The organism is Mycobacterium sp. MMS18-G62, assembly GCF_053877835.1.
Map to the genome: position 1 here is coordinate 3,862,886 of NZ_CM132662.1, position 20,612 is coordinate 3,883,497.

Sequence of the window (20,612 nt, forward strand, 5' to 3'; positions counted from 1 at the left end):
GGTTAGGAGACCGGCTCGCGGTCTGCCGTGAGGTCCAGGGCGATGTCCACCAGCATGTCTTCCTGGCCGCCGACCATGCGGCGTCGCCCGGCTTCCTCGAGCAGTGTGCGTGCATCGATGTCATAGCGCGCGGCGGCCGCTTCGGCGTGGCGCAGGAAGCTGGAGTACACCCCGGCGTAGCCCAGCGTGAGCGTTTCGCGGTCGACACGCACGGGCCGGTCTTGCAATGGGCGGACGAGGTCGTCGGCGGCGTCTTCGAGGGCGTGCAGGTCGCATCCGTGATTCCAGCCGAGCTTGCTGGCAGCGGCGATGAATACCTCAAGGGGCGCATTGCCCGCCCCAGCGCCCATGCCGGTCAGCGACGCGTCGACACGGTTGGCACCGGATTCGACCGCGGCGATGGAGTTGGCGACGCCCAGCGACAGATTGTGGTGGGCATGTATGCCGATTTCCGTTGTGGGGGAGAGGGTTTGCCGCAACGCGTCCACGCGGTCGGCCACGTCGCGCATGATCATGGCGCCGCCGGAGTCGACGACGTAGACGCAGGTGGCGCCGTAGCCTTCCATGAGCTTGGCCTGCTGCGCCAGCGCATCAGGCGGCGTCATATGGCTCATCATCAGGAAGCCGACGGTGTCCATGCCGAGTTCGCGCGCGGCGGCGATGTGCTGGGCCGAGATGTCGGCTTCGGTGCAGTGGGTGGCGACGCGCACGACGGTCGCGCCGGCGGCGTGCGCGTCTTTGAGGTTGTGCACGCTGCCGATACCGGGCAGCAGAAGCGTGGCGACCTTGGCTCGCTGCACCACGCCTGCCACCGCTTCGATCCACTCCAGATCGGTATGCGCGCCGAAGCCATAGATGCAGCTCGATCCTGCCAGTCCGTCGCCATGGGCGACCTCGATGGAGTCCACCCCGGCTTCGTCGAGCGCCTTGGCGATTGTTACTGCCTGTTCGATGCTGTACTGGTGACGCACGGCGTGCATGCCGTCACGCAGAGTGACGTCGCTGACGTAGATCATGTTGCAGCTCCAGCGGTTTCGGTGGAATAGAGCGCGATGCGTTCGGCGGTCGCCTTGGCCGCCGAAGTCATGATGTCCAGATTGCCCGCGTAGGCCGGCAAATAGTGCGCGGCGCCGGTGACTTCGAGTAGAACGGTCACCCGCGTGCCGCTGAACTTGCCGGTCTCCGGGATGTACAGCGGGCGTTCGGCGCTGAACGTTTCGAACTGGACGCGTTGTTTGAGGCGGTAGCCGGGCACATAGATGTTGACCTTCTCGACCATGGCGAGCACGTCGTTCTCGATGGCGTGGTGATTGGCATCCCCGTCGACGAGGCAATAGACGGTGTTGCGCATCAGAACGGGCGGGTCTGCTGGGTTGATGATCATCACCGCCTTGCCGCGCTGGGCTCCGCCCACGACTTGTAATGCGGTGGCGGTGGTTTCGGTGAACTCGTCGATGTTGGCACGAGTACCGGGTCCGGCGGATCGTGCCGAAATGGACGACACGATTTCGGCGTAGGACACGATGCCCGACTGCGCCACCGCCGCGACGATCGGTACGGTGGCTTGTCCGCCGCAGGTGACCATGTTCAGGTTCGGTGCGTCGAGGTGCTCCTCGAGATTGACCACCGGCACGCAGAACGGCCCGATCGACGCAGGCGTCAGGTCGAGCATACGCACACCGGTGTCGCGCAGCTTGGCCCAATTCGCTTGGTGCGCATTGGCAGATGTCGCGTCGAAGACGAGCTTGATGTCGCCGAAGTTCGACATGGCCAACAGCCCGTCCACCCCGTCGGCTGTCGTCGCTACGCCCATACGGGAAGCGCGGGCAAGGCCGTCGGAAGCCGGGTCGATGCCCACCATGGCGCCGACGGATAGGGGGCCATCGCTGCGCAGGATCTTGATCATCAGATCTGTGCCGATGTTGCCCGAGCCGATGATGGCCACCGGCCACTTCTGTTGTGAGGTCATGGGCTTTCCTTCTCGGCAATCATCCGTATCGCGGTGTCATACAAAGCGCGGGCGTGCATTTCGAACAGTGCGACGAGATCGACCGAGTCGCCGCCGATCTCCTTGGCGATGAACAGGCCGTCAGCACCGGCCAACGCATAGGTGGCCAGCTGATGCATCTGGGCATCGGTGAGCTCTGGGGTGATTTCGCGCATGACGTCGGTGAGTTGGCCGTACGCCTCCGCGCGGGCCTGAAGAAACATCGTCCGCGCGCGGGGTTCCTCTGGGCGACGCTCCAGCGCCAGCATCAGGCCCAGCCGGATGAAGTCCGGAGAATCGAGCAGCGCCTTGGCGATCTGCGTCGCCATCCCCTTCATGCGGTCCGGCGCGTCGCCCTCTTCTGGGAATTCCCATGCGGCCAGCCAGTGGGCGAAGCTGCGTTCGATGACCGCGGCGATCAGGTCGTCCTTGTCCTTGAAGTGCCAGTAGATCGAACTCGCAGGCAGCCCGCACTTCTTGCTGACCAGGGCAATGCTCGTGCCTTCGTAGCCGCGCTCCGCGGCGATTTCGGTGGCGGCATCGAGGATGCGTTCGCGCGACAACTCGCCGTCGGCGCGCTTGCGGCGTACGGGCTTTTCCTTGTCTGCCATCTCGCCTCCTGGATTTCGGGTCTTGACTCCGTAGTGATCACTACAGTACCGTAGCGATCGCTACAGAACAACCCCTCGACGATGAGAGCGCAACATGAGCACTACACAAGTTGAGTCGCTGCCCCCGACGGCGGCTACCTATGACGTGGCGGTTATCGGCTATGGACCGACCGGCGCCACTGCCGCCAACCTGTTGGGCCAGCTCGGTCTTAAGGTGCTCGTGATCGAGCGCGATCCCGACGTGTACGGCCGGGCCAGGGCGATATCCACGGACGAAGAAGTCATGCGGGTGTGGCAATCCGTGGGCCTGGCGGACCGCCTTCAGCAAGACATGCTGCCCGACCGTCCGCTGAATTTCGTCGACGCCGACGGTGTGCCCTTCATCGATCTGAAGCTCACGTCGCGCGGGACCGGGCATCCACCGCAGCAGTTCCTCTACCAGCCCGCCGTGGACCACGTCCTGCGCGATGGCGTGGCCCGATTCCCGAACGTCGACGTGGTGCTCGAGCATGAATGCCTGCGCGTGCTGAACAAGAGTGACGAGGTCGAGCTCATGGTGGCCGACTTGCGCACCGACACCTTCAAGCGGTTCCGCGCGTCCTATGTGATCGCCGCCGAAGGCGGCTCGTCGCCGACCCGCGGCCAGTTGGGTGTCGGCTATGAGGGCCGTACCTACACCGAGCGGTGGGTTGTCATCGACACCAAGGTGCTGAAGGAGTGGGACGCCCACGACCGGCTCCGGTTCCACTGCAATCCGGCCCGTCCCACGGTCGACTGCCCAACCCCCCTCGGTCACCACCGATGGGAGTACCCCGCGCGTGCGGACGAAGACGAGCAGAAACTCTTGCGCGAGGAGGAGATCTGGAAGGTCCTCGGCGACCAGGGGGTCACGCCGGAGCACGTCAAGATCCTGCGTGCGGTGATCTACAGCCACCACGTGCGGGTCGCCGAGCGATGGCGAGTGGGCAGGGTCTTCCTGGCCGGCGACGCCGCACACGCCATGCCGCCGTGGATCGGTCAAGGCATGTGCGCCGGCGTTCGCGACGTGGCGAACCTCTGCTGGAAGCTCGCGGCGGTGCTGAGGGAAGAGGCGCCGGAGTCGTTGCTCGACTCGTATCAGGCCGAACGCAAGCCACACGTCACGGAGGTCACCCGCCGGGCATGTTTCGTCGGCCGGATCATCACCGAGCGCAACCGAGTCATCGCTGCCGTGCGCAATCACGTCTTTCGTACGGTGCTGCGAATCCCCGGGGCGGTGGCCGGTCTCGCAAAGGTGGCGTGGATTCCTGACGCCCGATACAAGGATGGGTTCTTCGCGGCTGGCAGTCACCCCGCAGTCGGCTGGCAGATCCCGCAACCGTGGGTGAAGAACGATCGGGGCGCCACCGTTCGTCTCGACGACGCCCTCAGCGGCCAGTGGGCCGTACTGCACACCGGGGCACCGCCGGCAGGCACGCAAGCCTGGACGCAGTTGGGCGCCTCGACACTCCACATCACCGAGCCCACCCTCGTCGGCTGGCTGGGACGCAGGAAGGCCGCCGCCGTCGTCGTTCGCCCCGATGGATTCGTCTACGCCGCAAGCGAATCCGGGCAGCCGTTGCCCGGACCTTCGTTTATCGCGCCCATCAGAACTGGAGTACCCGCGTGACCACCGCCAATCTGACCGAACACACCGTCACCGTCAACGGGAAACCCGTCTTCGCCGCTGAAACTGGCAGCGGCCCAGCCGTAGTGATGCTGCACGGCGGCGGCCCCGGCGCATCGGGTGTGTCCAACTTCTCACGCAATATCGATGTGCTCGCACAGCACTTTCGGGTCATCGTGCCCGATATGCCGGGGTACGGCCGATCGGTCAAGGGGGTCGATCAAGCCGACCCATTCGGCTATCTGGGCGACATGATCCGCGGTCTGCTCGACGAACTGGGCATCGATACCGCCCACTTGATCGGCAACTCGTACGGCGGGGCCGCTGCGCTGCGCCTCGCCCTCGACACTCCGTACCGCGTCGGCAAGCTGGTACTGATGGGGCCCGGCGGCATCGGGACGACGCGGGGCGTGCCGACCGCCGGCCTGAAAAGCCTGTTGTCCTACTACGGTGGCGACGGACCAAGCCGCGAGAAGCTCGAAAACTTCATTCGCACATACCTTGTCTACGACGGTGCCTCGGTACCCGACGAGCTGATCGACCTGCGCTATCAGGCCTCGATCGACCCGGACGTGGTGGCCAATCCGCCGCTACGGCGCCCATCGGGTCCCCGTGCGCTGTGGCGCATGGACCTCACTCGCGACAGCCGACTCAAGACGCTGAAGACGCCGACACTGGTCCTGTGGGGACGCGACGACAAGGTCAATCGCCCGGCCGGCGGACCGATGCTGCTCAACACGATGCCCAACGCCGAGCTGGTGATGACCTCGCATACCGGCCACTGGATGCAATGGGAACGCGCCGAGTTGTTCAATCAGCTCGTCACCGAATTCCTCAGCACCGAATCGAAACTCGCTCATGCGTGACATCTTCGGCAACGTCCACCTCGGCTACATCGTCATCGAGACCGACAAGTTCGCCGACTGGCGACGCTTCGGCCGCGATGCCATCGGCATGCATGTCGACGAGACGCTCTCCGACGTCATGCGATTCCGCCTGGACGACAACGAATGCCGATTCCTGCTGCAGCGGGGACCGGCCGAGGACGCCATCGCACTCGGCTGGCAAGTCGACGATCACAACACCTTTGACGAAATCCTCGCCCGCGTCACGGGCCACGCCGTACCGGTCATCGAGGGAAGCGCGGAAGAAGCAGCGCTGCGGGGCGTCGAGCGCCTCGTGCGGTTCCCCGGGCCTAACGGGCTCGCACAAGAGATCTTCACCCGAGCCTGCATCGCCGATTCTCCGCTGGACATGCGGGTCGGTGGCGGCTTCGTCACGGGGGAATCCGGCATGGGGCACGTAGCGATCACGACGAAGAAGCCGCATCAGATGCACGGCTACTACAACACGGTGTTCGACGCGCGCCTGAGTGACTACATCGACGAAACCATCAGCGGCGTCAAGTTCAAGATCCGGTTTCTGCGTGTCAACGAGCGTCACCACTCCGTGGCCATCGCGGCGGTGAACCGGCTGCCTGTCAACCCCATTCGAACCCGCATCCAGCACCTGAACATTCAGGTCGCCGATCTCGACGACATAGCCGCCTCCTATCGCCGGGTCAAGGACCTCGGCTTCGGCATGGCACTTGGCGTCGGTCAGCACACCAACGACAAAGAGCTGTCCTACTACGCGATAACGCCGTCCGGGTTTGAATGGGAAGTCGGCTGGAACCCGATTGTCGTCGACGAAAAGACGTGGGAGCCCACGACGCATCAAGGCATCAGCATCTGGGGCCACACCCCGGAAGGCCAGACCATCGTCGACAAGCTCGCAATGTTCAAGTGCGGCGCCCAGTCGCTGGTCCACCGCGAAGACAGCGTTCCCGCGTTGGCCGGCGCCGGCATACCCTGACAACTGAGGATCGCCCATGTCGCGTATCGACACGCATCATCACATCATCCCGCCGGACTACCGAAAGGCGTTGCGCCGAGCCGGCATCGATGAAGCCGGCGGACGTGCCTTGCCCGACTGGAGCCGGGAGGGATCGCTGCAGACGATGGCCGAACTCAACGTCGGCACCGCGATCCTCTCGGTGTCCACCCCCGCGACAACGTTCCTGCCGGATGCCGTCGATGCGTCGGCCCTGGCACGCGACCTCAACGACTTCACCGCCGATATAGTCGCCTCACAGCCCGACAGGCTCGGCTTTTTCGCAACCGTCCCGATGCCGCACATCGACGAATCAGTGGCGGAAGTGGTGCGCGCCCTCGACGACCTCGACGCCGACGGCATTGTGCTGCTGGCCAATAACGCGGGCATCTACCTCGGCCAGGACGGGCAAGAAGCCCTCTGGGGCGCTCTCGACGTTCGTTCAGCGGTGGTGTTCGTCCATCCGGCCGATCTGCCCGGCCCGGCGGTGCCCGGCGTGGCACCGTTCGCCGCCGACTTCCTCCTCGATACCACCCGCGCCGCATATCTGCTCGTGCGCAACGGCATTCGCCGTAGATATCCGAACATCAAATTCATTCTCAGCCACGCCGGCGGCTTCGTACCCTATGCAGCACACCGGATGGCCCTCGCGATCATGGGCGACACAGGGCGCAGCCCGGCCGACAGCCTTGACGACTTCTCCAGCTTCTACTTCGACACGGCGCTGTCGTCGAGCGCCGCCGCGCTGCCGACCCTGCTCGCATTCGCCAAGCCGGGCCACATCACCTTCGGCTCAGACTGGCCGTTCGCACCCACCGCGGCAGGACAGTACTTCGCCGCGGGACTCGAGACCTTTCCGAACATCGATGCCGATGCTCGTGCGGCGATCGACAGAACCAACGCGCTTGCGCTGTTCCCGCGTCTCGGCACGGCGCGGCCACCGGTACCGGTGCGTGGGCGTGACCGAGCCAAGGCCGCGCTCCGGCGACAGGCGTTGCGGTTGATGGTCAAAGCCGTCAACGCGAAGACAAACTAATCAGAGTCTGACACAGCTGGTTGAGATCCCGGCCGGCACGCATCGTCGTTCGGTCCGGCCGGATGACGGCTGCGGTCGCGCGTCCACCTCGCAGCCAGCGGGCCAACTCGGTGCCGGGTTCGGCGACGTGGACGACTGCGCCACGCTGTTCGATGAGGCCGCGCTGGAATGCGTCGGGTTCTGTGGTTGTGACGAGCGCGAAGCCGGTCCCGAGGACCGCGTCGAGTCGCTCACCGCCTGCCACAACCGGATTCGGGCATAACTGGCCCGCCAGCTGGCGAGGCGCGCGGGTCTTGACCACAAGCGCCGATCTGTGTAGGCCCGGTGTTCTGCCGTCGATGATCTTGTCTCGCAGGCCGGGAAGCAAGCGCATTCGCGGGACGATGATTCCACGGAGAAGATCGCCCACCTTACCGCCCGCGGTCATGGCCCAGCCGATACCCAGGGCAAGCCGAATCATGTAATACGCGTGCGGTTTTCGCTCTTGCTCGTACGTGTCGAGGACGCTGGTCGGCAGACATCCCGTGAGCACGCCTGCCAGTTTCCACGCCAGGTTCATCGCATCACGCAGGCCAGCGCACATGCCCTGACCGATGAACGGCGGCGTCAGGTGCGCGGCATCGCCGAGCAGAAAGACGTTGCCGCGCCGCCATTGTTCGGCGATCTTGGCCCGGAAGGTGTACTCCGCCACGCGGATCAACTGAAGCTCGTCGTCCGAAACATCCGATACCCATGGTGCGATCAACCGGCGCAGCGTAAGAAGGTCGCCAAAATCTTCCGCCGCTTCTCCCGGCAGCAACCGAAACTCCCACCGGTACCTGGTGTCGCCAATGCGCATATACGTGCCGGCGCGGACGGGGTCACATACTTGGTGCACGCCCTCCCACTGGGCCAGGTCGGTGGTGGTCGCGATATCGACGACCAACCAGCGCTGGTCGAACTTCAGGTCACGCATCGTCACGCCGATGTTCGACCGCACAACACTGTTGGCGCCGTCGCAGCCGAGCACGTAGTTCGCCTCGATGACGTGCGTCGTGCCGTCGGTCCGATCCTCGAACGTCACCCGTAGGCGTCCCTGGCTGTCCTCTGTGATGTCGCTGACCTCGACGTCGCCGCGAAGCTCTGCGCACGGATGGCGCTTGAGGTTGGCCCGCAGTAACGCTTCCAACTCGGGTTGGTCAAACATATTGGCCTGGGGGAACCCGTGGATGCTTCGCGCGGTGTGTCGGCGGAATTCTGCGAGCACACCCTTCCTGTTGTCGACCAATCGCAATCCTTGCGCCGGCCGCGAGATCGACGCGAACTCCTCTGCGACGCCGAGACGCGCGACGATGCGACAGGTCTCGTCGTCCATGTGCACTGCCCGCGGCTGCGGATACACGTTCGTCCAGCGATCGAGCACCACGCACCGAATTCCGTACTGCGCCAGCAATGTCGCCGCGGTGACGCCCGTCGGTCCGGCGCCAACGATCACGACGGGGACGGTGGTCATGCGTATCTGACCACAGTGCGTTGAGTGCCAAGGTCGATCACGCCGTCGTCGGTGGCGACGCTCAGCTCGACGATATCGCCGTCCTGCAGGTACTTCGGGTTGTCGGCCTGCCGCTTGAAGAACGTTTTCCACTTCACCGACGGTGGAAGCAAGGCCGCGATGATCTGGAGCGGTTTCGCTGGGGCGCTGAGCGCGGTGCCAACAGGAGTACCGGTGAGGATCAGGTCGCCGGCGTCCAAGCGCTGGAACCGCGTCAACGCCTGCAGCGCCTGCAGCGGCATGTAGATCATGTCGCCGTCGACGACCATGTCCTGGCGCAGGTCATTGCCGACGCTCAACCGCAGGCGCAGATCGCCGAATCGTTTTAGTTCGTCCGCATCCAGCAGTACCAACGCCGGACCGACCGGTGTGAAGGTCGGATACGACTTGGCCTCGTAGAACTGAGTCTGCGGCAGCTGGATATCGCGGGCCGACACGTCGTTCGTCACCACCAGGCCCGCGATGTAGTCGGACATGTTGGATTCCGAAATGATTGTGCCGACCGGAATTTCGCGGGCGATGACCAGGCCGATCTCTACCTCGTAGTCCAGAAACTTCACGTGCTCTGGCTTGATGATGTCATCGAACGGTCCGCTGATCGATCCGGACGTCTTGCGGAAGAAGGTCAGCGGGATCGATTTCGGGTCCATGCCGGCGTCCTTGACGTGCGACGCGAAATTGGTCATCTGCGCCACGACCCGGCAGGGCGCCGTCACGGGGGAGACGAGCTCGAGAGTGTCGACCGGCACGGTGTCTGTGTTGTGCGCGGCCGCGTCGATCGCGGCTCGATCGGCGAGCAGTTCTCCGGTGGTGGCGGCGGCCGTCGTGATCCGCGCTGCGCCGGTGGGGGTTTGGACCCACCACGCGTCGACTGTGCGAAGGATGGAGATCGTCATGAGTTGGCTACTTTCATCAGGCCGCGAAGGCGGGTGAGGGTGAATTCGTTGTCATCCCGCAGGGCACTGAGGACCGAACGTGCTTCGTGCGGTATCGCTCTCGGGCTGATGCCGAGGAAATCCTTGGTGGCAGGTGGACCCCACTGGGCCAGGCCCGACGCCGTGAACGGCGCCCAACCGGGCTCGAGCGTGTTGTCGAACAGGTCGCCGTCGGCGAAGTGCTCGACCAGAAAGCCATCGGGATCGCGCCAGTAGTCGAAGATCTGGCTGCCCTGGATGTGGCGACCGATTCCCCATGAGCGGAAATAGCCGCGCTCCCTTAGGTATTCGCCTCCAGCGGCCAATGCATCGAGGTCACATACCTGGTACGCCGAGTGCACGTAGCGGTTGGCAGGTCCGAGTGCGAGTGCCAGCGTGTGGTGATCGGCGGGGGCGGATCCACGGTCGCACCGGATGAAGCTCATCACCGGTCCGCGGGCACGCTGGCCGGGGTAGTAGAGGAAGTCGCTGACGATCATCCCGAGGTTGTCGAGGTACCAGTTCAGCGCTTCGAGGTACTTGGTGGTCTGCAAGACGACGTGTCCGAGCCGCTGCACCTTGGCGGGTATGCGGGGTGGGCGCTGCGTCGCGTTTGTGCGCGGCAGTTCGTGACCGAAGTTGAAGACGTGAGGCTGCTGGCTGCCCAGCTCCGGAAGGTCATGCATGCCTGCGACCACTCGGACGGGCGTGCCACCCGGATCGGCGAGATCCACGGCGATGCCGCCGACGGATTCCGGGAGTGCGCGTGTCCGTGCCCCCATGGTTTCCGCGAGTCGTATGACGTCCGATTCGTCGTGGGCCCTGAACGTGGCGCCGAGGAACTGTGAACGGGCGCCCCGCCGCAGGATCACGCATGGTGCGCCCGCGTCGGTGCCGCGCAGCTGAACTTCGTCGGGCGAACGCAGGGCGGTTTGGAAACCGAACGCTCCGGCGAACGCCTCGGCACGGGTCAGGTCCGGCTTCGCGAACTCCAGCCATGCAATGTCGGCGACCTTGATGAGGGGGTTGCGCGCGCGGCCGGGATGCTCATTCCTGTGGCCGCCCTGCTCGCTGTGCAGGCCTTTATGGCTGTCTGTCTTGGCTCCGGTGGTCTGGATCATGACCCGCTCCTCTCGTACATGACGAAATCGTCACATACGATGCTATGATCAGTCAACTATTCTGACGAATTCCTCAGAATTGACATTGAACTGCTAAAGTACGTGGACCGAGTGAGGAGCGGAGAGAGATGTCGAGCCAGTCGCAGGCGCCTGTGAGCCGCTCAGAGCGGCGCAAACAGCGGACTCGGGCTGCCCTCATCAAGGCCGCCCAAACGTTCATCGCGGCAGGCAAGGTCAACGTCCCGGTGCTGGAGATCACCCAGGCCGCCGACGTCGGCATGGGTTCGTTCTACAACCACTTCGAGAGCAAAGAGCAGCTGTTCGAGGCAGCCGTTACCGAGGTGCTCGATGCCCACGGTGCCCTGCTCGATGAGTTCACAGCGTCGATCGACGACCCGGCTGAAACCTTCGCGACCAGTTTCCGACTGACCGGGCGGCTCTTTCGCCGGCGGCCACAGGAAAGCGAGATCCTGCTCGCCAACGGCAGGGCACTGCTGAACTCAGACCGCGGGCTGGCACCGCGCGCGCGTCGCGACATCGCGGCCGCCGTCGCCGCCGGCCGGTTCACGTTGGAAGATACCGAGCTTGCGCTGGCCGTGGCGGGTGGCGCATTGCTGGGGCTGGGAAATCTGCTGCGGACCGAGCCCGATCGCGACGATGCGCGTGCCGCAGATGCGGTCACCGAAAACGTGCTGCGCATTTTTGGCGTGAGTTCCGACGACGCGCACGCCCTATGTTCGTCTCCGTTACCCGATCTTTCGGAGCTGCGGCAATCCGATTCGGTTGCCTGACAACGACTGATCGGATCTCGCTCGCCTACGTGACTTTCAAGGAGTCACGCCAGCAATGCCCGCGCCATGACGACGCGCTGAATCTGATTGGTGCCCTCGTAGATCTGGGTGATCTTTGCGTCGCGCATCATGCGTTCGACCGGGAAGTCGACTGTGTAGCCGGCGCCGCCGAACAGCTGCACCGCGTCGGTGGTGACCTCCATCGCGACGTCGGAGGCAAAGCACTTCGCGGCCGACGAGACAAAGCTCAACGCCGGCTCGCCACGCTCGGCGCGGGCGGCTGCGGTGTACACCATCAGGCGCGCAGCCTCCACCTTCATCGCCATGTCGGCGAGCATGAACTGCACGCCCTGGAAGTCGCTCACCGGCCTGCGGAACTGCTTGCGTTCCTTGGTGTATGCGATCGCCGCGTCCAACGCGCCCTGCGCGATGCCGACGGCCTGCGCGCCGATCGTCGGTCGAGTGTGGTCGAGGCTGGCGAGCGCGGTTTTGAACCCGCTGCCGGGCTCGCCGATGATGCGGTCGCCGGGAATGCGGCAGTTGTCGAAATACAGTTCGGTGGTCGGCGAGCCCTTGATGCCGAGCTTGCGCTCCTTGGAGCCGACCGTGAAGCCCTCGTCGTCGCTGTGCACGACGAACGCCGAGATTCCGTTGGCGCCTTTCTCCGGATCGGTCACCGCCATCACGGTGTACCAGGTTGACTTGCCGCCGTTGGTAATCCAGCACTTGGAACCGTTGAGCACCCAGTCGTCGCCGTCGGCCCGGGCCCGGGTGCGCATCGACGCGGGATCGCTGCCGGCTTCGCGTTCGGACAAGGCGTAGGAGGCCATCGCGTCGCCCGACGCCAGCGTCGGCAGCACTTGCTTCTTCAATTCGTCTGAACCACTGAGGATCAGCCCGATCGTGCCGAGCTTGTTGACGCCGGGGATCAGCGAGGAGGACGCGCACACCCGAGCGACCTCCTCGACAACAATGCAGCACGCAACCGAATCGGCACCCTGGCCGCCGTATTCCTCGGGAACGTGCACCGCCGAGAACCCGGTGTCATTGAGAACCTTGAGCGCTTCCTCGGGAAACCGCGAGTTCTCGTCGACGTCAGCGGCGTACGGAGCAATCTCCTTCTCACACAGATCGCGGAGCACGGCGCGCAGTTCATTGTGCTCGTCGGACAGCTTGAAGAGGTCGAACGATGGATCACCGAAGCGTTGCATGCGTCGCAGAGTAGGTGTGCACCGGCCCGTTGCCATCGTCCGTGCAATACGAAAACGGCGGGAATGGTTGTGGCCCGACGACGAAGCCGCGCACGGGTCGAGTGGGCAAACTCTCTTCCCAATCTGCCTGGCGGAGAGGAAGAGCGAGGAAATGTCATACATCTCGACCATCGTCACGTTCCTGCTGGTGTTGTCGCCACTGTTCATCCCGATCGGGGTCAGCGTTGTACACGCCTTGCGCACGGCCACCTCGACGCCTTCAATTGGCCGTCGAATTCGATTGACCGTCTTCAGGATTAGGCCTCGCGCCGGAATCCTTCGATGACCCGTGCCTGCCCGGCCGCGTCGGTGATGAGTTCGACATGCCCACCGTCGTGAATGTGCAGCGCCGAATTCGGCAAGAGCCGGTTCATGATCTTGGCATTGACCAGCGGGATGATCGGATCGTCGCTACCGGCGACGATCAAGGTGGGCTGCCGTACGAGCGGGAGCATGAACAGGCTGGTCCAGCCTGCACCGGCCAAGAGCTGGTGCATATACCCGACGCGTGAGCCTGCCGTCAGCTGGCGGTCGAATACGCGCTTGATCATCATCGGGTCGCTGCGGGCCGACCCGCCGTAGATCTCAGGCGCGATCTTTGCGGCATAGCGATGGTCCAGGAATCGCCGGACCGTCAACATCTTCGCCAGCACTGACGGCTTGCCAGGAATCATCAGCGAACCGGTACCGGTGGATACCAGAATGAGCTTTCGACACCCGCGCGGATTCTGAAAGGCGAACTGCTGGGCCAGTCCTCCGCCCCACGACAGTCCCAAGACGTCGACCTGCGATATACCGGCTCGGCGATCGATCACCCCGACCTTCTTCAGGAGCATTCCGAGCGCTGCTGCCAAGTATGGGAATCGGTACGGAAACGGGGAATCCGGCGAGGCGCCGGAGCCCGGCACGTCGAACCGCACGACGGTGGTGTCCGGATCCAATTGGGCGACAAATGGATCGAGAACTTCGAGGCTTGCCCCGATGCCGTTGCAGAGCACCAACGGGATTCCGGTGCCCCACCGGATGTCGACCCGCATCTGCTGGCCGAGTACCGCGACAAGGTTCTCATCGTTCACGCTTGCGCCCCCGGGGGAACACGATGACATCGGCGATGTCCTCCGTGCGCGTCGGCGGCGGATCGGTTGAAACCCGTTGCAGGCGCGACTTCGCGGCGCCGAAGACATCGGCGCTTGCCGATGCTGCGCAGCCGACGCAGCCGAAGCTGAATTCCAAGGCCCGACAAAGTCGGATCGGCAACACCGCAAGGCGGTCAACGTACATGAACGTAGCTGCCCGGCGCGGGACCCAGCGCCGCCAGGCCGGCACCGCCGAGCACCGTGGGCGCCGGCTTCTGTTCGCCGCCGCGCTGCGCCAGCCAGCCCGAGAAGTCGGGCCACCAGGAATCGCTGTGCGTTTCCGCCGACGCCGCCCAACGCATTGGGTCGCGCTCGTCGACGTTTCCCGCGCGGTACGACGCCTTCGGATTACCAGGGGGATTGACCAGCGCGGCGATGTGTCCGCTCGATGACAGGACGAACCGCAGGTCTTTGCTTCCGAGCATTCTCGCGCTGCGATAGCAGGCCTGCCAGGGCGATATGTGGTCGGCGACCCCGGCGACGACGTAGGTTTCCGCCGTCACCGTGCCAAGGTCCACCGGGGTGCCGAGCATGCGCACCGCGCCGGGTTCGACCAACGCGTTGTGCTGTCCCATCATCAACATGTCGCGGTGCAGGGCGGCGGGCATGCGCGTGGTGTCGGAATTCCAGAACAGCACGTCGAACGGAGCCGGTGACCGACCCTGCAGATAGTTGTTGACCCAGTACCGCCATACCAGATCAGTGGGACGCAGCCAGGCGAACACCTCGGCCAACGAGCGGCCGTCGAGGTAGCCCTTGCGCGCCGAGACCGCAATCGCGAGTTTGGCGGCCGTTTCGTCGACGGCAGCGGCGAAGCCCTCCCGGCCCTGATCCAGGACCGTCACCATCAACGTCAGGCTGGCGATGCGCTCAGCCTCACCCGTCGTACTGAGATGTGCGGCGGTCATGGCCGCCAAGATTCCGCCCGAGCACGACGCCTGAACATGAGTGCTCTGTGACCCAGTCACCTTCTCGATAGCGTCCAACGCGTCGAGGATCGCGCCACCATATTCGTCGAATCCCCAAGACCGCTGCGCCGCAGTCGGATTGCGCCACGAGATGGCGAACACCTGGTGACCCTGGCCAAGGAGGTATTCCACCATGCTCCGACCCGGGGCGATGTCCAAGATGTAGAACTTGTTGATCACCGGCGGCACCATCAGCAGCGGCACGGACCACACCTTCTCGGTTTGCGGTGTGTACTGGATGAGTTCGAACACCTCGTTGCGGTACACGACCGCTCCGGGCGTGACGGCGAGATCCCCTCCGACCGTGAATGCGTCGGGTTCCACCATCGACGGAATCCGGGGCGGTGCAGCCATGTCGCGCAGAAAGCGTCGTACCCCTCGAACGACGCTCAGACCACCGGTGTCGATGATCGCCTTCCAGCCCAGCGGGCTGATCAACGGGTTGTTGCTCGGTGCCAGCCCCTCCATGACGACGTCGAGCACGAACCGGATTCGTTCAGCTTCGCGGCCATCGAGTCCGGCGTCGGCGAACAGGTTGTCCGCGAGCTCCGCAGCGGTCAAGTACGCCTGCATCGATCGCTTCATCAACGGGTTGTTCTGCCATGCTGGATCGCTGAATCGCTTGTCGGGCTTGGCCGGAGCGCGCTCCGACGTGCCCGTAGCGATCGAAGCGAGCTCGCGCCCGAACGACCCGACCCGTTCGGCGACGGTGCCTGGGCGGCGCGCCAGGTTCAACCCGAACTTGCCCCACGACGGGTCTGACATCATCCCGCGTGCAGCGCCGAGCGCCGAACCGGTCAGTAGTAAATCATTTGGTGTGGCTATTTCGGCCGGGTGCTGAACGTCTGAACTTGGCATCGACTATCGCCTTCGGTTGCTTTGGATTTCGCGTTGTCGGCGTCGGTGCCGTGCCGCAAGGCTGAGGCTATGGGTACATGGCGGCATCGCCATCGTCCGCGTGGGACCAATACCCGCGGGTAGGTTGTGCCGCGGCGATAACTGGCCGCCGTGGTCGCTATCCGGGGCGCTGCTGGGTTACCGCGCTGCCGTACCAGTGGCACAGCAGCAGCGCCAGTTCCACGTCCAGTCGGTCGGTGCCGATGGCGCGACCACGCCGGGCCACGGCCCGACCGACCCGGTATTTGACCGTGTTCGAATGCAGGTTGAGCCGCTCAGCGGCGAGCTTGTAGCTGCCCTCGCTGGACAGGAACACGAGCCATGTGTCTCGCAGCCGGGCGTCGTTCTCATTGTCGACGGCCAGATCGCCGAGCACTTCGGCCACCCACTCCCGGGCCTGGGTGATGTCACCGCCGAGCATGGCGGCCACCAAGACACCGGGATCGTCCGCGGCAATCACAGTCGGCTTGTGCGGTTCGCGCGCCGCCCCCACCGCCCGCGCGGCTACCGCCCTGCGATGGGACCGTCGAAATCCGCCGACACCCGCGGCCATCGAGCCGATTCCCACGCTGGGCGCGTCCGCATGGGTGATTGCGAACCGGCGGGCTTTGTCGACTGCTTCGGGTGCGGCGGCGCGGAAGGGCAGCCATCCCCAGCAGCACACGGCGTTGGCGGCCACGAACAATGGGCTCGCCGCCGCCCCCGCGGCCTCGCCCATATCTCGCAGGAAGCGTTGCAGCCGGGGCAGTTCGTTGCCGTCGCTGCGGTCATCGGGATACCACGCCACGACCGCGAGATGATGCCAGCGCAGCGGATAGCGAACCGTCGTCGACGCGGCGTCGACATCAACTGGTGTCTTGGCGGCCAGAATCTCGCGCACACGCAGCGCGCGAAGGCTGTTCTGATTCTCCAGCCAGCGTTCGCGCTCCTCTTCGTACACTTCGACGACTTGCTGTGACATCCAATCGATGTACGCGAACATGGTCGCCGACATCTTCTCGAGCACGGCCACCTTGACCGCCGGCTCCATGTCGGTGGCCTGGACTTCGGCGAATACGAGTTCGTTCATGCGCCGCTGGCCGACCCGGTAGCCACGTACCAACCCGTGCACCGGGACTCCATGCTGGGCCAGCCGCCGGGCGTATTCCATCGCCGCGGTCGGCGCCTCGACGCGCTGCACGGCAATCCCATAGCGCATCGCGTGGAGCACAGTGTCGACATTGCCTCCGATGCTGGCCCCCAACAGCTCGATGCTCGGCGCGTCCAGGGCAAGCTCAGGGATCTCCTCTTGCAGTAGATGTTGAATGGCGGCGGTCAATTCGCCCAGTCGTTGGTGGAGTCCGGCAGCGATCTGGCGGACACAGCGGTCGACATCGGTATCTGTACCGCTCGTCACACCACGACGGTAGATCTTCCCGAACCGCATGTGGGCCAAATGAACACTCGGAGTTGTCTCCGGCAGACAACCCAGGCCCGGCATTTGAGCGGCCCGGGCCATGCCGATTCGTCCGCTGCATTCCTAGTGTTGCCGGTCACCGAGGTAGCCCGTTCTGGAAGGAATTACATGGATTTGCCGGTCTTGCCGGATCAGCGCGCGACGGACGATCCGCTGGGCCACGCGGTCGCCGATGACATCAGCGACCTGAACAACGCGGAGTTTCTCGACGCGGTCAAGCGCGCCGCCGAGACGCTTCGCGCCCGGGGCGTGTCGGCAGGGGATGTGGTGGCGATCAAGCTGCCCAACACGGTCGAGTTCGTGGTGTCGCTGTTCGCAGCGTGGCGGTTGGGTGCCGCGGTCACTCCGGTCAACCCCGCGCTGTCCCCGCAAGAGGTCCGCTATCAACTTGCCGACGCCGGTGCCAAGGTGCTCATCGCCGACGAGTTGCACCAATGCGAGCCGGCTCAGGCCGACGCCAGCCGGGGCAACGATGCCTCGCTGGCGTTGCTGATCTACACCAGCGGAACCACCGGCCGCCCCAAGGGGGTCATGCTCGACCACGCGAACCTGAACGCCATGTGCAGCAGCGTCATTGAGGGCTTCGGGCTGACTCACGATGACCACAGCCTTCTGATATTGCCGCTGTTTCACGTCAACGGCATCGTCGTCGGGACGCTGTCGCCGTTGCTGGCCGGTGGCCGGGCGACGGTGGCCGGGCGCTTCGACCCGAAGACGTTCTTTGCCGCCCTCGAGAAGAGCCGTGCTACCTATTTCTCGGCCGTACCAACGATTTACACGATGTTGTGCGGGCTGGCCGACGACGCGCGGCCTGACACGTCATCGGTGCGGTTCGCGGTCTGCGGGGCAGCGCCCGCGAGCGTCGAGTTGCTCCAACGTTTCGAATCGCGCTACGACATCCCGATCATCGAGGGCTATGGGCTCTCGGAGGGGACGTGCGCCAGTGCCGTCAACCCGTTGGACGGTCCACGCAAGCCGGGGACAGTGGGCTTGCCGCTGCCCGGGCAGGCGATCCGAATCGTCGACCAGGCCGGCCGCCCTGTCCCCGACGGTGAGTCCGGCGAGGTTGTCATCAAGGGCGCCAACGTAATGCGTGGCTATCTGAACCGGCCGGAGGAGACCGCCAAGACCATCGTCGACGGCTGGCTGCACACCGGCGACATCGGGCGCATCGACGAGGACGGCTACCTGGTTCTGGTCGATCGCGCCAAGGACATGATCATTCGCGGGGGCGAGAACATCTACCCGCGCGAGATCGAGGCCGTCGTCCATCAACTCCCGCAGATAGCCGAGGCCGCAGTCGTCGGACGACCGAACCCGACCTACGGCGAGGAGCCCGTCCTGTTCGTCTCCACACGCCCCAACACGTCCGTCACCCCAGAGGCGATTCGCGATCACATCGCCGGACAGCTCGCGAAATTCAAATGGCCAGTGGACATCACAGTCCTTGACGAAATGCCCAGGAACGCCATCGGCAAGGTCGACAAGCCCGCTCTGCGCCGCGGCCTGATTGCCGCACATTGAGGGAATCGTCGGCGCGAGGAACTCTAGAACGCAGCCTCGGGCAGCTGCATGATCTCGTCGTCGAGGTGCTCGATGATACCGCGCAATCCGCTGAGATTCGGCAGCATGTTGGCGGCGAAGAATGTGGCGGTCGCGATCTTGCCTTGGTAGAACGCCTCATCACCCTTCGAACCGGCCAGCGCTTCTTGAGCCACATTGGCCTGCACGAGCAGCCGCCATCCGATGATCAGATCCCCCACTCCGAGCAGGAACCTGACCGAGGCGAGCCCGACTTTGTAGATCTCCGTGGGTTGTTCGGGCGCCGCCATCAGGTAACCCGTCAACGTCGCCGTCATCGCCTGGACGTGTTCCAGCGCGGTGCGCAGCTGCCCGGCCTGGGTCTTCAGCGCATCGTCGCACGTGTCTATGGTGTGGGTGATCTGCGCCGCGACGTGTGCCAGCGCCTCGCCGCGGTCGCGAATGATCTTGCGGAAGAACAGGTCCAGCGCCTGGATCGCGGTGGTTCCCTCGTACAGCGAGTCGATCTTGGCATCGCGGATGTACTGCTCGATCGGGTAGTCCTGCAGGAATCCCGAACCACCGAACGTCTGCAGCGACTCGGTCAGGATTTCGTAGGCGCGTTCGGAAGCGACACCCTTGACGATCGGCAACAGTAGATCGTCGACGCGGTGCGCCATCGACGGATCGGCGCCCGAAGTCCGTTGAGCGACATCGTCGTTCTGGTGTGCGGCGGCATACATGTACAGCGCCCGCAGGCCTTCTGCATAGGCCTTCTGTGTCATCAGGCTTCGTCGCACATCTGGGTGGTTGATGATCGTGACTCGCGGTGCCGACTTGTCGGTCATCTGCGTCATGTCGGCACCCTGCACGCGTTCCTTGGCGAATGCCAACGCATTCAGGTAGCCCGTGGACAGCGTGCCCGCCGCCTTGACGCCGATCGTCATCCGCGCATTCTCGATGACGGTGAACATCTGCGCGATGCCGTTGTGGACGTCGCCCACCAGATACCCGACGGCGGGCATGCCGTGTGCGCCGAACGTCAATTCGCATGTGGGGGAGGACTTCAGGCCCATCTTGTGTTCCAGCCCGGTGGCGAAAACCCCGTTGCGCGGGCCGAGTTCAAGCGTGTCCGGGTCGAACAGATACTTCGGCACATAGAACAGGCTCAGACCCTTGGTGCCCGGTCCAGCCCCTTCGGGGCGGGCCAGCACCAGATGGAAGATGTTCTCGGCGGTATCGCCGACATCGCCTCCGGAGATGAACCGCTTCACGCCCTCGATGTGCCACGTTCCATCCGGCTGAGCGATGGCCTTGGCGCGGCCCGCACCGACATCGGAGCCGGCGTCCGGCTCGGTCAACACCATGGTGGCGGCCCAACCACGCTCAAGGGACATTGCCGCCCAACGCTTTTGCTGATCGTTGCCTTCGATGTAGAGCGCGTTGGCCATTGCCGGGCCGAGGGCGTACCAGAAGGCGGCCGACGGATTGGCGCACAGCAGCATTTCGTGGATCGCCCACGTCAGCGCCGCGGGCGCCGGGACACCGCCGATCTCCTCGGCGATGCCCATTCGCCACCATTCCGCGTCCTTGACCGCCTGCACCGACTTCGCCAGTTCACCGGGCACGCTGATGGTGTGATGTTCCGCGTCGAAAACGGGCGGATGGCGGTCGGCCGACGCGAACGATTCGGCCACCGGACCCTCTGCCAGCCGGGCTACCTCGTCGAGCATCGTGCGGACGGTGTCGGCATCGAGGTCGCCATAGCCTCCCGACGCGAGAACGTCTCCGATATTCAGCACCTCGAACAAATTGAATTCGATGTCACGGACGTTGGCGATGTAGTGGCCCAATGGTTTTCCCTCCGCGCTAGCAA

At 64.6% G+C, this 20,612-nt stretch carries 18 protein-coding genes; 6 read left to right on the forward strand and 12 right to left on the reverse strand.

Annotated elements, in window-relative coordinates; all coding sequences use genetic code 11:
* Positions 1–2 precede the first annotated feature (2 nt).
* Genes dmpG through ACWW36_RS19245 form a run of 3 tightly spaced genes read right to left on the reverse strand, consistent with a single transcriptional unit; the run spans position 3 to position 2,598 of the window.
* Entirely contained in the window at positions 3–1,016 is a 1,014-nt protein-coding gene (gene dmpG / locus ACWW36_RS19235; protein ID WP_456137567.1) for a 4-hydroxy-2-oxovalerate aldolase, read from the reverse strand.
* Positions 1,013–1,969 carry an acetaldehyde dehydrogenase (acetylating) gene (locus ACWW36_RS19240; protein ID WP_456137568.1) on the reverse strand — a complete coding sequence of 319 codons (957 nt, stop codon included), beginning with the start codon at positions 1,967–1,969 and terminating at the stop codon, positions 1,013–1,015. Before ACWW36_RS19240 ends, dmpG begins: the two co-directional genes overlap by 4 nt.
* On the reverse strand, positions 1,966–2,598 hold the full coding sequence (locus tag ACWW36_RS19245; protein ID WP_456137569.1) for a TetR/AcrR family transcriptional regulator: 633 nt from the start codon (positions 2,596–2,598) through the stop codon (positions 1,966–1,968). Before ACWW36_RS19245 ends, ACWW36_RS19240 begins: the two co-directional genes overlap by 4 nt.
* Positions 2,599–2,692: 94 nt before the next feature.
* On the opposite strand from ACWW36_RS19245, the gene ACWW36_RS19250 reads away from it, so the two are divergent.
* Genes ACWW36_RS19250 through ACWW36_RS19265 form a run of 4 tightly spaced genes read left to right on the forward strand, consistent with a single transcriptional unit; the run spans position 2,693 to position 7,151 of the window.
* On the forward strand, positions 2,693–4,246 hold the full coding sequence (locus ACWW36_RS19250) for a bifunctional 3-(3-hydroxy-phenyl)propionate/3-hydroxycinnamic acid hydroxylase (RefSeq protein ID WP_456137570.1): 1,554 nt from the start codon (positions 2,693–2,695) through the stop codon (positions 4,244–4,246).
* A complete protein-coding gene (locus tag ACWW36_RS19255) occupies positions 4,243–5,109 on the forward strand; it encodes an alpha/beta fold hydrolase (protein WP_456137571.1) in 867 nt (288 codons plus the stop codon). The genes ACWW36_RS19250 and ACWW36_RS19255 overlap by 4 nt, the downstream gene beginning before the upstream one ends.
* Entirely contained in the window at positions 5,102–6,097 is a 996-nt protein-coding gene (locus tag ACWW36_RS19260; RefSeq protein ID WP_456137572.1) for a VOC family protein, read from the forward strand. The genes ACWW36_RS19255 and ACWW36_RS19260 overlap by 8 nt, the downstream gene beginning before the upstream one ends.
* A gap of 16 nt (positions 6,098–6,113) precedes the next feature.
* Positions 6,114–7,151 (forward strand): amidohydrolase family protein, encoded by a 1,038-nt coding sequence (locus ACWW36_RS19265; RefSeq protein WP_456137573.1) that lies wholly within the window; start codon positions 6,114–6,116, stop codon positions 7,149–7,151.
* Here ACWW36_RS19265 and mhpA read toward each other — a convergent pair.
* The 3 genes from mhpA to ACWW36_RS19280 are packed head-to-tail and all read right to left on the reverse strand — an operon-like array spanning position 7,132 to position 10,717.
* Positions 7,132–8,643, reverse strand: coding sequence for a bifunctional 3-(3-hydroxy-phenyl)propionate/3-hydroxycinnamic acid hydroxylase MhpA (gene mhpA, locus ACWW36_RS19270; protein WP_456137574.1), 1,512 nt, complete (start codon positions 8,641–8,643; stop codon positions 7,132–7,134). The two genes, ACWW36_RS19265 and mhpA, sit on opposite strands and share 20 nt — an antisense overlap.
* Positions 8,640–9,578, reverse strand: coding sequence for a fumarylacetoacetate hydrolase family protein (locus tag ACWW36_RS19275; RefSeq protein ID WP_456137575.1), 939 nt, complete (start codon positions 9,576–9,578; stop codon positions 8,640–8,642). The genes mhpA and ACWW36_RS19275 overlap by 4 nt, the downstream gene beginning before the upstream one ends.
* Positions 9,575–10,717 carry a VOC family protein gene (locus ACWW36_RS19280; RefSeq protein ID WP_456137576.1) on the reverse strand — a complete coding sequence of 381 codons (1,143 nt, stop codon included), beginning with the start codon at positions 10,715–10,717 and terminating at the stop codon, positions 9,575–9,577. Before ACWW36_RS19280 ends, ACWW36_RS19275 begins: the two co-directional genes overlap by 4 nt.
* Positions 10,718–10,845: 128 nt before the next feature.
* Here ACWW36_RS19280 and ACWW36_RS19285 point away from each other — a divergent pair, with 128 nt between their 5' ends.
* Positions 10,846–11,508 carry a TetR/AcrR family transcriptional regulator gene (locus tag ACWW36_RS19285; protein ID WP_456137577.1) on the forward strand — a complete coding sequence of 221 codons (663 nt, stop codon included), beginning with the start codon at positions 10,846–10,848 and terminating at the stop codon, positions 11,506–11,508.
* A 44-nt stretch (positions 11,509–11,552) separates the two neighbouring features.
* Here ACWW36_RS19285 and ACWW36_RS19290 read toward each other — a convergent pair whose 3' ends face one another.
* From ACWW36_RS19290 to ACWW36_RS19310, 5 genes are all read right to left on the reverse strand, one after another.
* Entirely contained in the window at positions 11,553–12,719 is a 1,167-nt protein-coding gene (locus ACWW36_RS19290) for an acyl-CoA dehydrogenase (protein ID WP_456137578.1), read from the reverse strand.
* A 296-nt stretch (positions 12,720–13,015) separates the two neighbouring features.
* Entirely contained in the window at positions 13,016–13,864 is an 849-nt protein-coding gene (locus ACWW36_RS19295; RefSeq protein WP_456137579.1) for an alpha/beta fold hydrolase, read from the reverse strand.
* Complete coding sequence (locus ACWW36_RS19300) at positions 13,824–14,039, reverse strand: hypothetical protein (protein ID WP_456137580.1); 216 nt, start codon at positions 14,037–14,039, stop codon at positions 13,824–13,826. Before ACWW36_RS19300 ends, ACWW36_RS19295 begins: the two co-directional genes overlap by 41 nt.
* Positions 14,029–15,720 (reverse strand): PHA/PHB synthase family protein, encoded by a 1,692-nt coding sequence (locus ACWW36_RS19305; RefSeq protein ID WP_456137581.1) that lies wholly within the window; start codon positions 15,718–15,720, stop codon positions 14,029–14,031. The genes ACWW36_RS19300 and ACWW36_RS19305 overlap by 11 nt, the downstream gene beginning before the upstream one ends.
* A gap of 157 nt (positions 15,721–15,877) precedes the next feature.
* Positions 15,878–17,155, reverse strand: coding sequence for a helix-turn-helix domain-containing protein (locus ACWW36_RS19310; protein ID WP_456137582.1), 1,278 nt, complete (start codon positions 17,153–17,155; stop codon positions 15,878–15,880).
* A 168-nt stretch (positions 17,156–17,323) separates the two neighbouring features.
* Between ACWW36_RS19310 and ACWW36_RS19315 the strand changes: the two genes are divergently transcribed.
* A complete protein-coding gene (locus tag ACWW36_RS19315; RefSeq protein WP_456137583.1) occupies positions 17,324–18,739 on the forward strand; it encodes a class I adenylate-forming enzyme family protein in 1,416 nt (471 codons plus the stop codon).
* A 23-nt stretch (positions 18,740–18,762) separates the two neighbouring features.
* Here the strand turns inward: ACWW36_RS19315 and ACWW36_RS19320 are convergent, their stop codons facing one another.
* A complete protein-coding gene (locus ACWW36_RS19320) occupies positions 18,763–20,589 on the reverse strand; it encodes an acyl-CoA dehydrogenase (protein WP_456137584.1) in 1,827 nt (608 codons plus the stop codon).
* Positions 20,590–20,612: the final 23 nt, after the last annotated feature.